We start from the raw sequence: 15,410 nt of genomic DNA on the forward strand, positions 1-15,410 counted from the left end.
TTAATTAATAAACAAAATAACTAGATTAAAATAACAAAAGAAAAGAGGAAAAAATGAAATTACCATTTATACCAGTTAAAAAACAAATTCTTTTACCTTACGATAACGACGAAATTAGAGTTGGAAAAGCTAATTCAATTTTAGCAATGAATCTTTCATTAAATAGCGTAGAAAATAAGAATAAAATTTTAGTTACTTTTATTAAAGAACAATATGTAGCAGCCGAAAGTATCACAAGTTCTTCAATGCTAGAAGAATATGGTGTTGTTGTTACAATAAAAAACATAATAGAAAATTCAGGCGTTTATAAACTACTTTTAGAATGTGGCAAAGCGGTAAAAATAGAAAATATTTATAATCAAGACGAAAATAATCAAGAAAGCCCATATGTTTTTGCTTCATTTGAAGAAGAAAAAAAGGCAAAATCTTCAAAAGTAAAATTTGAAAAGATTTTACCAGCAATTGATTATTTAAATTCTTTTGCTTCTAAATTAGATGTCTCACCTCAAATGCCTAAAATATTTAATAAAGATTTTGTAGACCAAATAGCTTTAAAAAACTTTATTAGTAGAATTAACATTTTATTTGTAGATAAAAAAGATATAGAAGAAAACAAATTAAATAAAAGTATTTGAAATGGTGTTTCTTCTATTAAGAAAAATTTCAGCAGAGATGAGTTATTAAATTTATTACCATTATCTAATGAATCATTAATTAAAGCATTAACAGACAGATTTATTTGAAAATTAGAGTCAAGTAATGTGGAAATGGAATTAACTGCTAAAATGAACGAAGAAATGGAAAACTCACAAAGAGATTTCTTACTTCGTGAAAAAATTAAGCAATTAAGACAAATGTTAAATGAAGGATCAACCGATAATGCTGAAAACATTGAAAAAGATCCTGAAGCAAGTAAAAAATATCCAACTTACGTTCTAAATGCACTTAAAGCTGAACAAGCAAGATTAGCATCAATGATGGCTTCAAGTCCAGAAGCTAATATTTCAAAAACATATATTGATTTAATTTTAGCTTTACCATGAAGAAAAGTAAGCAAAGAATTAATTGATATTAATCATGTTAGAGAAGTACTTGACAAACATCATTTTGGTCTAAAAAAACCTAAAGAAAGAATTTTAGAATTTATATCAGTTTTAACACACACAAAAAGCAATAAGAGTGAAAAAGAATATACCCCAATAAAAAATGATCCTGATCATTTTATTGATTCAAATCTATTTGTTCATCAAACGGGAGACACATTAAACAACTCAGTAAACAATATCCCTATTTTAACTTTAATCGGCCCTCCAGGAACTGGTAAAACCACACTAGCTAAATCTATTGCTGAAGCCTTACAAAGAAAATTTATTAAAGTTTCATTGGGTGGAGTTAAAGATGAAAGTGAAATTAGAGGCCATAGAAAAACCTATGTTGGAGCTATGCCAGGAAAAATTATTTCAGCAATTAAAAAAGCCGGAGTTTCTAACCCAGTTATTTTATTAGATGAAATTGATAAAATGTCTTCTGACTTTAGAGGTGATCCAACAAGTGCTATGCTGGAAGTTCTAGATCCAGAACAAAATGCTAACTTTCAAGATCATTATTTAGATTTAGAATATGATTTATCAAAAGTATTATTCATTGCTACTGCTAACTACTATGATTCCATTCCCGCTGCATTAATCGACCGTGTGGAATTATTGGAATTATCAACTTATACAACAATTGAAAAAATGGAGATTGCAAAAAGCCATTTAATTCCAAAAGTGTTATCTCAAAATGCTTTATTAGCCTCACAAATTCAAATTTCAGATGAAGTATTAGAATTTATAATCCGCTCATACACACGTGAAAGCGGAGTTCGTGAATTAAAGCGTTTATTAGATAGCATTGCGCGTAAAATTGTTGTTAAAATCTTAGACAAAGAAGTTAAAGATGAATTTGTAGTAACAAAAGAAGTTGTTGTTGACTTTTTAGGTCCAATAAGATTTGATGAAGATGAAAATGAAAACAAAGATCAAGTTGGTGTTGTAAACGGTTTAGCTTATACAAGTTTTGGTGGTTCTACTTTAGCAATTGAAGTAACTACTTTCCCTGGAAAAGAAGGGTTAAGATTAACAGGTCATTTAAAAGATGTTATGAAAGAATCAGCACAAATCGCCTTAGCATATGTTAGAGCAAATGCTGAAAAATTTGGAATTGATTTTGATTTTGAAAATAAATCAATTCATATTCACGTACCTGCTGGAGCTATACCTAAAGATGGTCCATCAGCCGGTGTAACATTCACAACTTCAATTATTAGTGCATTATCTAAAAAACCAGTACCAGCAAATATTGGAATGACTGGTGAAATTACCTTAAGAGGAAAAGTTTTACCAATTGGTGGATTAAAGGAAAAATCACTAGCAGCTTCTCAATTTGGAATTAAGAAAATATTTATCCCTTATGATAACAAGAAAAACTTAATTGATGTTCCCGAAGAAGTAAAAAAAGAAGTTGAATTTATTCCTGTTAAATACTACAATGAAATTTACGATGAAATTTTTCAATCAAAATAAAGTTAATAAATAATAATTAAAAAAACACGCCCCTTTAATGTTGCGTGTTTTAATTTTAAATATTAAGTTCTTTCATAATGTCAAGATAATATGCAAAAGGAAAACTTTGGTTATTAATTTCAGAAAATCTATAGTCGCAAATTAAAAAGTCAAGAATTTTCTTTTTATTAATTACTTTATTTGAAACAAATGGTCTTGTGCTTTCCTCAAAATTAAAAGATTCGTAATATTTATCTCTTTCTTTTGCAAAATACACAAATTTAAAATATGCTTTATCTTGAAAAAATAACTTTTTAAATTTTGATAATCTTCTTGATTATTTATTCTTAGTCAGGTCTTTGTATATTCTTTATTTTTTCAAAATTGGTAAATTTTTTATAAGCTTCATCTTTAGCTTCACTAATCTTGCCCATAGAAAATAAAGGACCAAAGGTAAAGAATTCAACGAATATTAAAGTTAAACCAACTGCACTATCCTTAAAATCAACAAGAATAAGAACCAATGACACAAGTGTAATAAGGATAAAAAGCGCAAAAGCAACATTATACCCAGTATTACCTATTTATTTTTTATTCAATAAATTTCTTAAAAATTCATTACTTTGTCACTAGCTTGAGCACTATATCTTTTAAATTGCACAATAGCATTAAATTTAGAAAATAAATAGAAGGCCTTTCCTTTATGTGAAAAATATTTTGCACTAAGTATCAACGGCATGAAAACCACAAAGCCCATAATAATTAAAATTGCTGTAATTATTTAAGGCCTTATTATCCTAATTTTGCTAAGTGTTTTAAAGTTCTAATATATTGATTTACAAATGATGATTCATTGTCATATCAAGCATAAACTTTGTATAGTTTTTTGCCATCAACTTCTAATACTTGAGTTAATTGTGCATCAAAAATTGAACCTGCGGTTGAACCAATAATATCACTTGATACAATAGGATCTTCTGTGTAGAATAAAGATTCTGATGCGGCTTTTTTCATAGCTGCATTAATTTCTTCTACATTAGTATCTTTTTTAAGTTCTACTGTTAAATCAACAATTGAACCAGTAATTGTTGGAACTCTTAAAGCAATCCCATTCATTTTTCCCTTTAAAGTGGGAATAACTTTACCAATAGATTTAGCTGCACCTGTTGTTGTAGGAATCATGTTTGAAGAAGCTGCTCTTGCTCTTCTTAAATCATTATGTGGAGCATCTTGTAATCTTTGGTCTGCTGTAAATGAGTGAACAGTTGTCATAAATCCTTTTTCAACACCAAATTCATTTTCTAAAACATTTAAAACTGGTGCTAAACAGTTTGTTGTACATGATGCGCCTGAAACAATTACGTCATCTTTTGTTAAAATGTTTTCATTGACTGAATATACAATTGTTTTAACATCTGAGCTTTTTGAAGGAGCAGTAATTAGAACTTTTTTAGCTCCTGCATCAATATGTAATTGTGCCGCTTCAGTTGTTAAAAATCTTCCAGTACCTTCTATTACGATGTCTACATTTAAATTTTTTCAAGGTAATTGAGCAGGATCTTTTTCACCGAAGATTAAAAATTCTTTTCCATCAACAATAATTGATTTATCTGTACTTTTAACTTCATGGTTAAAAGTTCCATGAGCTGTGTCATATTTTAGTAAATGAGCTAATGTTTTAGCATCGGTTAAATCATTAATACCAACTACTTCTAATTCATTATCATTTCATATTTGTCTAAAAATTAAACGTCCAATTCTTCCAAACCCGTTTATTGCTATTTTTGTTTTCATTTTTCTCCTTTAATATGTAAATTTTAAAAAAATATTATTATATAAATTATATCCTTTTTTAAATTTTAAAATGTTTGGGATGTTAAAAAAAGTGCTTATTTTATTGTTTTTTTTAAAAAAAATAAACAACATCCTTAAAAATATTGGTAATTTAACGATAGATGAATTTGAACAATATGCAGAACAAATTAAATAATTAACGTATGCCTTATTATAAATATATTTCTAAAACAGTTGATTATGATAAAACTATTCAATCCTTTTTTAGAAGATTTTTGATTACCTAATGATTTTAGTGAAATAGAATACTTTGAGAAATTTAAAGAAAATTATTAAATATAGAAGGGACGTGGCGAGCAATAAAATTGTCGACTATATCGAACCATGATAATAAAAAATGTAAACTAAATTTAAAAAGTTTACATTTTTTTTATTGTGATTCTATTTGTTTTACAGCTTTTGCTACACCAGCTTTTTTGTAAGAAGGACCCACTCATTTGGCTTGAGACTTAATATTATTAAGTGAGTTTTTCATAGCAACAAAAGCACCTACATACGGAATTGTTGAAGTGTCATTGCCTGAATCACCAAAATGAACAGTATCAACAGGATTAATATTTAAAAGTTTGCAAACATATTCAATTCCCATTCCCTTTGTTGCATTTATATCATTGATTTCGATTGCATAGCCTCTTGAAACAATATGTAATGATAAGTTTTTAAACTTAGATGATAAGAACTCAACTAATTTTTTAATACCTTTTTTGCTTGTTCCAAAAGTAATGATTTTAGTAGCATTTGTTATTCTGGGAATTTCATCATATGTTTTTTGAATTAATTTTTTTATTCAAGGTCTAAAAACCTTTAATTTTGTCGAGGTTCCATAAATTGTATTACCACTGTTATAAATAATAAACAATTTATTTTCCTTTAATACTTCTGTTATCTCCATAACAGTATCTTTTTTAATTTCATGTTTAACAATAACATCACCTTTATTATTAACAATTAGCCCACCATTTTGACAAATAACATATGGTGCTTCGGTTTTTTGTGCTAAATCTAGAACATATTCAGAAGCAAAACGACCGGTCGCAATAATAAAAGGTGTACCACTTTGGTTTTTCTCTTTAACAATATTTAAGTTATCTAAACTAATTCCTTCTTTTGTTTTTGGTAAATCTAATAAGGTGCCATCTAAGTCTGTAAAGTATGCTTTAGGTTTAAAGTTAATCATTTTGTCGATTATTTAAATTGATTTTTTAATTCTTCAGCTGGCATATATCCTACGGTGTGGTTAACTAATTTACCATCTTTAAAGTAAAATAGTGAAGGAATACTTGAAACATTCATTTCTCTTGCGAATGCAATGTTTTGGTCAACATCAAAATCAAAAACATTAATACCTTCATCTGAAGATGCTAAACGTTCTAATTCAGGACCTACCATTTGGCAAGGAGGACATCAAACAGCTCTAAAAGCTATAATTGCTTTTCCTTCTAAATGTTGGTTATTTAATTCGTTTTGTAATAATTTCTTATACATAATTTTCTCCTTTATTTTTAAACTAGTAAGCTCTTGTAAAAATAACAACTCTATCAGTTTTTTTATTTGTGTAAAAACAGTTTTCATTTTTAACTTCTATATCAATATTGAATGGAATACAACGAGTTGAAGCACCTGTTTCTTCTTTAATTTTGTCTTCATCTTCACCATCACCATCAAATTTAGTTAATACAAGATGACCTTTTTTCAATAAATGACTTAAATTCTTCATAATTTGAAGCAATTTTAATATTGTTTTGTAATCTTGATTTAGCTTTATTTAAAAGATTAATTTGAATATCATTAAGTAATTCTTTAACTTTATAAGTAATTTCATCGATTGAAACTAAAATCTTTTCTAATGTATCTCTTCTTACTAAAACAACTTTATTTTCATTCAAATCTCTTGGACCAATTTTGATTCTTTTAATGGTGTTCCATGAATTTCTGAGTTTGCAGCCTTATAGCCGGTATCGATTATTTAAATTGATTTTTTAATTCTTCAGCTGGCATGTATCCTACGGTGTGGTTAACTAATTTACCATCTTTAAAGTAAAATAGTGAAGGAATACTTGAAACATTCATTTCTCTTGCGAATGCAATGTTTTGGTCAACATCAAAATCAAAAACATTAATACCTTCATCTGAAGATGCTAAACGTTCTAATTCAGGACCTACCATTTGGCAAGTAGGACATCAAACAGCTCTAAAAGCTATAATTGCTTTTCCTTCTAAATGTTGATTATTTAATTCGCTTTGTAATAATTTCTTATACATAATTTTCTCCTTTATTTTTAAACTAGTAAGCTCTTGCAAAAATAACAACTCTATCAGTTTTTTTATTTGTGTAAAAACAGTTTTCATTTTTAACTTCTATATCAATATTGAATGGAATACAACGAGTTGAAGCACCTGTTTCTTCTTTAATTTTGTCTTCATCTTCACCATTACCACCAAATTTAGTTAATACAAGATGACCTTTTTCAATAAATGATTTAAATTCTTCATAATTAGAAGCAATTTTAATATTGTTTTGTAATCTTGATTTAGCTTTATTTAAAAGATTAATTTGAATATCATTAAGTAATTCTTTAACTTTATAAGTAACTTCATCGATTGAAACTAAAATCTTTTCTAATGTATCTCTTCTTACTAAAACAACTTTATTTTCATTCAAATCTCTTGGACCAATTTCGATTCTTAATGGTGTTCCATGAATTTCTGAGTTTGCAGCCTTATAGCCAGCACTTTTATCACTTGCATCAATTTGACAATCAATATTTTCTTGTTCTAAAAATGTTTTAAATTCTTTAGCAACTTTTGAAACTCTTTCATCTTTTGAAGCAAAAAGTTCAATAATATCAACTTTAATTGGTGCTATTTTTGGAGGAATAATAATTCCACGATCATCACCATGAGTCATAATTAGAGCACCAAGTAATCTTGTTGATACACCTCATGATGTTCCATAAGCATTTTCCAATTTGTTTTCTTTATTCTTAAAAGTAATATCAAAAGCTTTTGTAAAATTTTGTCCTAAATAATGGCTTGTACCTGATTGTAAGGCTTTTCCATCTTTCATCATTGCTTCAATTGTAAAAGTATATTCTGCACCAGCAAATTTTTCATGTTCAGTTTTTTGTCCTTTTATTACTGGTATTGCTAAATATTCTTCAACAAATTTTGTATACACATCTAACATCTTTTGAGTAAGTTCTTTAGCTTCGTTACTGCTTGCGTGAATTGTATGGCCTTCTTGTCATAAAAATTCTCTAGTTCTTAAAAATGGGTTAGTAGTTTTTTCTCATCTTAAAACATTTACTCATTGATTGTAGATTAATGGTAAGTCGTTATATGATTCAACTTCATTTTTAAAGAAATCTCCAAATAATACTTCACTAGTTGGTCTAATGAAAAACTTTTCACTAAGCTTTTTTCCACCAACTTCAGTAACGGTTGCTAATTCAGGATTAAATCCGGATATATGATTCTTTTCTTTGTTAAGTAAACTTTCAGGAATTAAAAGTGGTAAATTAACATTTTTAACACCCAATTTTTTAAATTCTTTATCTAATTGTAAACGGATATTATCTCAAATACCAAAAGATAATGGTTTAAAAATTATTGAACCTTTAGAAGAACCATAAGCCATTAAATCACCGTTTTTAATGACATCAGTATATCATTTTGCAAAATTTTCTTGTTGAGTTGTAATTTTCTCTAGTTTTTTCATAACTTATAATTTTATCTATTTTTTATCTTTTTTTATAAAATAAAAAAATAAACAGGCTTTAGGCCTGTTAAACTAAATCATCAAAAATATCTTCACCAGTAGAAACAGTTGGGACACCAAAGTTTCTAGCAACAATATTTCCTGCAGTTCCTAAACCTTTTAGAGTTCCTAAAACTTTTGGAGTTTTAAATGATTTTGAATAAATTGTTAATGGTAATGTTTCTCTTGTGTGGTCTGGGCCAAAAGTAGGATCATTTCCATGGTCAGAAGTCATTATTAATAAATCATCTTCTCTCATTGCATTAATTAATTTTGCCAATTTAATATCTAATTTAGAAACATTTTGACTATATCCAATTGGATCTTCACGGTGCCCATAATGGCTATCAAATTGTACTAAGTTAACAAAGATAAATTGGTTTTCTGAACTTGATGAAGCGATATCAATTGCTATATCCATATTTTCATTGTCAGAAGCTGGACCATAAACTTTGTCAATGCCAACACCTGTAAAAATATCATTAATTTTTCCAACAGCGATAACTTCAACACCAGCTTTTTGTAAATCTTCTAAAATAATGTGACCTGTTGGTCTATTTGCGAAATCATGTCTGTTAAAAGTTCTTGTAAATTTACCATCTTCATAAACAAAAGGTCTTGAAATAACTCTAGCAACATTTCACTCAGGTTTTGAAGAACAAATTGCTCTCGCTCTTTTTGCATATTCAGTAAGTTTGTCAACGCCTAAGGTTTTTTCATCACCGATAATTTGTAATGTTGAATCAGGAGAGGTATAAATAATCATGTCACCCTTTTCCATATGTTGATGACCTAATTCAGCAAGAATAACTGTTCCTGATGCATTTCTATTACCAATAATTTTTCTTCCATCAAAAGCTTTAGATAATTCGGCAACTAAATCTTCTGGAAAACCTTTCTCAGTAAATTGAGGATTAGGAGTTTCAGTATAAATTCCCATCATTTCTCAATGACCCGTTAATGTGTCTTTTCCATTTGACATTTCGTGAATTTTAGCCATGTATGCTAAAGGTTTTTTTACTCTTTGAGTGTGCCCTGCAACTTTTGCTATTTCAGTTATTCCTAAAGCTTTTCATGTTGGTATTTCTAAAGGTAGAGCTTCAGAAGCGTGCAATAAACTATTTGCCCCCTTATCTCCAAATTCTGCCTGACGAGGTTCAGGTCCAATTCCTAATCCATCAGTAACAATAAAAAATATACGTTTAAATTTCATATTTTCTCCTTATTTATTTAATATTGGTTGTTTGCTCTGTTAAATGAATATCCATACTTTTTAGAGTTTCTTTATCAGATTCGCTTGATATTGTAGTTCGATGTAAATATAAACCAGAAAGTTTATTAATTTGATCAAAAGCCTTTTTTGCAATAGATGATGTTTTAGCACTGATTGATAAAGCAAAAAGTGTTTCTTTTAAATCTAAGGATAAATCATTATAATGTAATTCTCTTTTTAAATCTTGCGCTAATGAAATTGCCTCAGGATCTAAAACATCAATATTTTGTTCAATGTTTGCAAAATATTTTAGTGCATTTAAGATTGTTGCGCTGTTAGAATTTAAAAGATTTGATTCCTTACCAATAATTATTTTTTCCGCATTAATTTCAATTGCAGAACAAATTTTGTTATTTTTAAAACTAAATTCATTAGCTGCTCTAATAGATTTTACAATGTTAGAATTTATATTATTGTTTTTTATAATCCTTGATAAACGATTAACATAACTTTTTGGAGTCTTATCTTGTTGATAATTCACTATTGTTTGGTAATATCTACGAATTATTTCTTTTTTAGCAGCAATTGATACAACATTATCATCTGTAATACAGAAACCAGCCATATTAACACCCATATCAGTCGGCGACTTATATAATGAGCTTTTATAAATTGTATTTAATAATTTATTAAGTATTGGAAAAGCTTCTAAGTCCCTATTATAATTTGTGGCCTTAATTTTGTATGCTTTTAAATGAAATTCGTCAATCATATTAACGTCATTTAAATCAACGGTAGCCGCCTCATAAGCTAAATTGACCGGATGATTTATTGGAAGATTTCAAATTGGAAATGTTTCAAATTTAGCATAGCCAGACTTAATTTGATTCTTATTATCATGATATAGTTGTGATAGAATTGCACTTAATTTTCCAGAACCTGGCCCAGGGGCGGTTACAACAATTAAATTCTTCCTTGTAATTGCATATTCATTTTTTCCAAAACCTTGTTCAGAAACAATCAAATCAACGTCCTGAGGATAATTTTTTATACGATATTGTTTGATGACTTTAATGTTTAATTTCTCTAACTTGTGAATAAAAGTGGTAACTTCAGGTGAAGTTTCAAATTGAGTAATAATGACATTATGTATTTCCAATTCATATTTTCTAAACTTCTTAATTAAGCGAAAGATGTCTTCTTCATAAGTTATGTTAATATCCGATCTTAATTTTCGATTTTTAATATCTTGAGCAGAAATAACTAAAAGCATTTCAATATCTTCTTTAATTTTTAAAAGCATTTTTAGTTTTGAATCATGTTTAAAACCGGGAAGCACTCTGGATGCGTGAAAATCATTAAAAAGTTTTCCGCCAAATTCCATGTAAAGTTTATTACCAAATTTATTTATTCTTTTTTTAATTTCATTTGACTGCAAATTAATATATTTGTCATTATCAAATCCAATAACCATAAATATCCTCGTATATAAATTTATTTAATTCCTAAATAATTTTATATTAAATTCATCTATATTAAGCAAAATGATAAAAAATGCTTTATTTTTAAAAGAAAAATTTATAAATTAATGATATATAAAAATACTTTTTTTACTTATAAACCAAATTAAGTGTAAAAATTAGAGTAAAATTTTTATATACTATAAAAAATTTAGAAAGGCAAATCATGAAATTTAATGAACAAAGAACAAAAATTGTTGCAACGATAGGACCATCAAGCGACAATTATGAAACAATGAAGGCTTTATTTGAAGCTGGAGTTACAACAATTAGAGCAAACTTTTCACATGGAACATTAGAAGACCATAAAAAGAAATTTGATTTAGCTCGAAAAATTTCTTTTGAATTAGATCGTCCTATTTCTCTAATGTTAGATACAAAAGGACCAGAAATAAGAGTTGGAAAAATGAAAGATGGAATTTGTTTAATTCCTGCTAATCATGAACTAACAATTAAAACAGATAAGAATTCATATGAAAATTTAATCGGTGATGAAAACACCATAACTGTTTCTTATCGTATGGATTTAGATGTTAATGAAGGAAATAAAGTTTTACTTGATGATGGTAAATTAGTAACTATTGTTAGAGAAGTAAAATCAGGCGAAGTTATTGTAGAAACAATTAACTCACATAAATTGAAAACAAATAAAAGAGTCAATATTCCTGGAGTAGATTTTTCATTACCATTCTTATCACAAAAGGATATAGATGACATTATTTGAGGCGCAAAATATAAAGTAGATTACATTGCAGCTTCATTTGTTAACAACGCTTCACAAGTTAAACAAATTAGAAAAATTTTAGACGAAAACAACGGACAACATATTCAAATTATTTCTAAAATTGAATCGCAAACTGCAATTAATAATATTGATGAAATTATTCGTGCTTCAGACGGAATAATGGTTGCTCGTGGAGATTTAGGTTTGGAAATACCTTTCTATGATGTTCCTTATTGACAAAAGAAAATTATTCGTGCAGCAAGAATTCAAGGTAAAGAAGTTATCGTTGCAACACAAATGCTTGATTCAATGGAAAATAATCCATTACCGACAAGAGCTGAAGTAACTGATGTTTATTACGCAGTGGAACTAGGTGCTGATGCAACAATGCTATCTGGTGAATCAGCATCTGGAAAATATCCAGTTGAAGCAGTTAAGACAATGTCTAAAATTGCTAAAAGAGCCGAAAAAGAGTATTTCACTGAATTATTCTATGAAAAACAACTACAAAAAGTTGCTAATGATCAAAACTCAAGAATGCTAATTGCTTATGAAGTTGCTTCAATCTTACAAAGTGGTGAATATAAGTTTGCTATTGTTCTTTCTCATAGTGGAAAATTATTAAAAGAAGTTGCTAAATATAGACCAAATGCTTTTATCGTTGGGGTAGTTAGTGATGATAAATTAGTTTGAAGTTATGGAATTACTGCCGGTGTATTTTGTGAAAAACATTCAGAAGCAGTAAGAGCCTTAATTAAATATAATCATGATGCAGGACGTCAAGTTTTAACTTCATACGGAGCTAAAAAAGGTGATAAATTTATTGTTGTAGATAGTTTAAATATCACTTCACACGAATATTAAAATAAAGAATGAATGGTACTTCGCGTTAAGAGTGCTGTTTTATTTTTAAATGTTTATAATTAAAGTATAGGTGTGTAAAAAAATTGATGATGTTCAAAATTAGTACACCACCTAATTTTGAACACCGCCATTAATATCATTTTTAATAAATCAATATGATATTAGAAACGTTACGTTCATAGTGAGGGACACACATGAAATTATCGAGCCATAATTTAGATGAAATAATAATTTTTTTATATGATAATATAAATAAATTCAATAAAAGATACAACAAGAAAATTAAAATTATAATAAAAGGATCTTGAGCCTTACAACATAAAGGATTGATTGATAGGAAACCGAACGACATTGATTTATGTTTTATAAACAACGAAAATCTTACTGATAAAAGAAAATTTATCAATTTTTTAGTGAAAGAAATAGACGCTACTTTAATTAGAGAAGATGAAAATTTAATAACAATTAAAGATAAAAAATACGGAAAAATTGAATTTATTTTATTTGAACACATTGATAATCTTTTCTTAGAGAAAGTAAAAGAAACTGTATATATTGCTAATACAAATTTTTTAATAACTGGCAAAATATTAATGTTAAATTATGTAATGTCAAACTATTATTTGCACGCTGATAAAAGAGAAAAAATTGAAACAACAATTAGAGATTTAATGTTTATTAATAAAAAAAATTCATTTATTGACGAATTTAATTCAAATAAATTAGAACAGGTTATATTAAATTTAATAAATAACTCAGTTTTTATTTTCATATTTTACAAATATGATACTTTTTTATGATGAAATAAAGAATTTAATGATTATGTTTTTGAAAACAATGAAATTAACACCTTTTTTAATAAAATCAAAAGTATATTTTTTGATATAAGCAAGAATAAAAAAATTATAAAATTTATTGATTTTAATAAAAAAATTATTAGATTATTCTTTGATGGAACAATAAATAAGGAATTTTTAAATATGTCTAATATCTCCCCGTCAGGTAATGAAAAATTATTTATTAATTCAATTATTAAAAATCCAACAAAAAAAAGTGGAGTTTTTAAGATTACAAACAATCATTCAAAAATTATTTTTAATGCTCACTGCGATGAAGTTATGGGTATTTTAATAAATAATTTCAACTTAATTCAAAGAAACAACGATAATAAAATAAACGTTCTTTTACTTAACCTTTTTAAGAAATGAATGAATATAAAATCTAATATAATTTTTAGTTGTTCCGAGGAGGTAAATCTCTCAGGAATTAAGGAATACAAGCAAACTATGTGCCCAGGTAGCTTTTTAGTAAATTTAGAGGTATCTGAATTTGAAAAATGAGAAAATCATAATATTCTAATAAGAGTTTGTGATTATTTTACTGCTTACAATCCTGAAATTATTGACAGAGTTCAGAATAATTTCAATGAGTATAATATTCCGTATAAAATCACTTTTGGAAGTGGTTCTACAGACGTGACAGAAACGATTCAAAAAATTCCCTCAGTAACTATTTCGATTCCGGCAGATTCAATACATTCTATGGAATCTAAAATAAGTTTATTAAATATTATATATATGTTGCAAATTATTTATATTTTAGATACAGAGTTAAATGATGAAAAATAAAATTAAATATTCATCTTCTTTAGTTTTTTCAATGATTGGCTCTGAGGGTTTTAAATTAGCTACTGCTGTATATATTTATAAATTTACTAGTAGTTTTTGATTAGTTTCACTTTTATATTTATTAATACAGGTTCCAACTTTTATTTCTTATTTATTGAATAAAAAAATCACTGAACGTTGAAAATTAAAAAACATTCTTTTTATTTGTGATCTATTAAGTTTATCAATTCTTGCAATTATTTTAATTAGTTCCTTTTTTGTTATTAAACAAAACACATCCCCTGGAGATGGTAATACTAATTCATATTTTGTTTTTTCAATTTTTCTTTTGGTTATTAATGTTTTTTTAAATATTATTCATTCATTTAGATTCGTTGCTTTAAAATCGATTATATATTATCTGTCGTCAAATAAAAAAGACATAAAGACATATAATTTTTTAACGGTGCTGTTAACGTCTACTTCAATATTATTAGGTGTTGCCTTATCGTTTGTTTTATTTTCAAAACTTCCATTTTGGTCAATAATCGTGTTTAATATGATCACTTATTTAATTTCGGGTATATTATACTTTAAATTAAAACCAAATGTAAAAGCACTAAACACTACAGCAGAGATTGAACAAAATAAAATAGCAAACTCTCTAGAAACAGTTAAAATTCAAACTAAAAGATATATTAAAAACATTTGAATTTATACAATAGCATGTAGTTTTATTATTGGAATATTTTTATTTCCACGAACAGTAGGAATGTCTCAATTTTTCAATGAAATTAAATTCGAAGCATCAAAATCATCTTTTGTTTTAAATATTTCTTTTGCGGCATTTGGATTTGCTGGTAGTCTTATTTCCTTTTTAATAAAGGATAAAAACATTAAATTGATTTGAATTTTAATTCCAATTAATCTGCTATTTATAATGTTAATGCCTATTTTATTTTCAAATATGAATAATGTAGGTAAAAATATATTTTATTTATTATTACTTGGAATACAACAATTTTTCTTTTCATTATTTCTAGCTATTTTTTATACAAATAGTTACCTATTTTTTAAAGAACAGCAATTCAAACAAAACACTATTTATACTCTTATTTTTAGAATAATTTCCTCATCACTTGTCATTATATTACTAACATTAATAACAATAAAATTAGGATATTTTATAAGTTTCTTATTTTTTGCTTTATTTATTATTAGCGCAAGTATTGTTATTTCAATAACTGAGTATAAAATTTATAAGTATAGAAAAAAATGAATTGATGAAGATAATTTAGCATCAACTTCAAAATAATTCTTAAAATAAA

The 15,410-nt window shown here is 26.9% G+C and carries 15 protein-coding genes; 4 read left to right on the forward strand and 11 right to left on the reverse strand.

What is annotated here, in order from left to right:
• The first annotated feature begins 53 nt into the window (after positions 1-53).
• Entirely contained in the window at positions 54-2,564 is a 2,511-nt protein-coding gene (gene lon, locus EXC38_RS02940; RefSeq protein ID WP_129694756.1) for an endopeptidase La, read from the forward strand.
• A gap of 55 nt (positions 2,565-2,619) precedes the next feature.
• On the opposite strand, the gene EXC38_RS02945 is transcribed toward lon, so the two are convergent.
• The 11 genes from EXC38_RS02945 to EXC38_RS02990 form a co-directional block, all read right to left on the reverse strand.
• Positions 2,620-2,820, reverse strand: a complete 201-nt coding sequence (locus EXC38_RS02945; protein WP_129694757.1) for a hypothetical protein — start codon at positions 2,818-2,820, stop codon at positions 2,620-2,622.
• A gap of 70 nt (positions 2,821-2,890) precedes the next feature.
• Positions 2,891-3,073: a hypothetical protein gene (locus EXC38_RS02950; protein ID WP_129694758.1), complete on the reverse strand. Its 183-nt coding sequence runs from the start codon at positions 3,071-3,073 to the stop codon at positions 2,891-2,893.
• 262 nt (positions 3,074-3,335) lie between these two features.
• Complete coding sequence (gene gap / locus EXC38_RS02955) at positions 3,336-4,337, reverse strand: type I glyceraldehyde-3-phosphate dehydrogenase (protein ID WP_129694759.1); 1,002 nt, start codon at positions 4,335-4,337, stop codon at positions 3,336-3,338.
• A 430-nt stretch (positions 4,338-4,767) separates the two neighbouring features.
• Positions 4,768-5,574: a Cof-type HAD-IIB family hydrolase gene (locus EXC38_RS02960; RefSeq protein ID WP_129694760.1), complete on the reverse strand. Its 807-nt coding sequence runs from the start codon at positions 5,572-5,574 to the stop codon at positions 4,768-4,770.
• An 8-nt stretch (positions 5,575-5,582) separates the two neighbouring features.
• Positions 5,583-5,882 carry a thioredoxin family protein gene (locus EXC38_RS02965; RefSeq protein ID WP_060823417.1) on the reverse strand — a complete coding sequence of 100 codons (300 nt, stop codon included), beginning with the start codon at positions 5,880-5,882 and terminating at the stop codon, positions 5,583-5,585.
• Between the two features lie 22 nt (positions 5,883-5,904).
• On the reverse strand, positions 5,905-6,093 hold the full coding sequence (locus EXC38_RS03550; protein WP_235666587.1) for a hypothetical protein: 189 nt from the start codon (positions 6,091-6,093) through the stop codon (positions 5,905-5,907).
• A complete protein-coding gene (locus EXC38_RS03555; protein WP_235666588.1) occupies positions 6,065-6,283 on the reverse strand; it encodes a hypothetical protein in 219 nt (72 codons plus the stop codon). Before EXC38_RS03555 ends, EXC38_RS03550 begins: the two co-directional genes overlap by 29 nt.
• A gap of 76 nt (positions 6,284-6,359) precedes the next feature.
• Positions 6,360-6,659: a thioredoxin family protein gene (locus EXC38_RS02975; RefSeq protein ID WP_060823419.1), complete on the reverse strand. Its 300-nt coding sequence runs from the start codon at positions 6,657-6,659 to the stop codon at positions 6,360-6,362.
• A gap of 22 nt (positions 6,660-6,681) precedes the next feature.
• On the reverse strand, positions 6,682-8,115 hold the full coding sequence (gene proS / locus EXC38_RS02980; RefSeq protein ID WP_129694762.1) for a proline--tRNA ligase: 1,434 nt from the start codon (positions 8,113-8,115) through the stop codon (positions 6,682-6,684).
• Between the two features lie 67 nt (positions 8,116-8,182).
• The gene (locus EXC38_RS02985) at positions 8,183-9,367 is read right to left on the reverse strand and encodes a phosphopentomutase (protein WP_129694763.1); all 1,185 of its coding nucleotides are present in this window, start codon (positions 9,365-9,367) and stop codon (positions 8,183-8,185) included.
• 13 nt (positions 9,368-9,380) lie between these two features.
• Positions 9,381-10,841 (reverse strand): DUF1846 domain-containing protein, encoded by a 1,461-nt coding sequence (locus EXC38_RS02990; RefSeq protein ID WP_129694764.1) that lies wholly within the window; start codon positions 10,839-10,841, stop codon positions 9,381-9,383.
• A gap of 212 nt (positions 10,842-11,053) precedes the next feature.
• Here EXC38_RS02990 and pyk point away from each other — a divergent pair, with 212 nt between their 5' ends.
• The 3 genes from pyk to EXC38_RS03005 all read left to right on the forward strand — a co-directional run bounded on the left by pyk (position 11,054) and on the right by EXC38_RS03005 (position 15,397).
• Positions 11,054-12,475 carry a pyruvate kinase gene (gene pyk, locus EXC38_RS02995; protein ID WP_004416395.1) on the forward strand — a complete coding sequence of 474 codons (1,422 nt, stop codon included), beginning with the start codon at positions 11,054-11,056 and terminating at the stop codon, positions 12,473-12,475.
• Positions 12,476-12,669: 194 nt separating this feature from the next.
• Positions 12,670-14,103 (forward strand): zinc-binding metallopeptidase family protein, encoded by a 1,434-nt coding sequence (locus EXC38_RS03000; protein WP_129694765.1) that lies wholly within the window; start codon positions 12,670-12,672, stop codon positions 14,101-14,103.
• Entirely contained in the window at positions 14,093-15,397 is a 1,305-nt protein-coding gene (locus EXC38_RS03005) for an MFS transporter (RefSeq protein WP_129694766.1), read from the forward strand. Before EXC38_RS03000 ends, EXC38_RS03005 begins: the two co-directional genes overlap by 11 nt.
• The last annotated feature ends 13 nt before the right edge of the window (positions 15,398-15,410 follow it).

Origin of the sequence: Mycoplasmopsis arginini (assembly GCF_900660725.1) — a bacterium.
GTDB lineage: Bacteria > Bacillota_I > Bacilli_A > Mycoplasmatales > Metamycoplasmataceae > Metamycoplasma > Metamycoplasma arginini.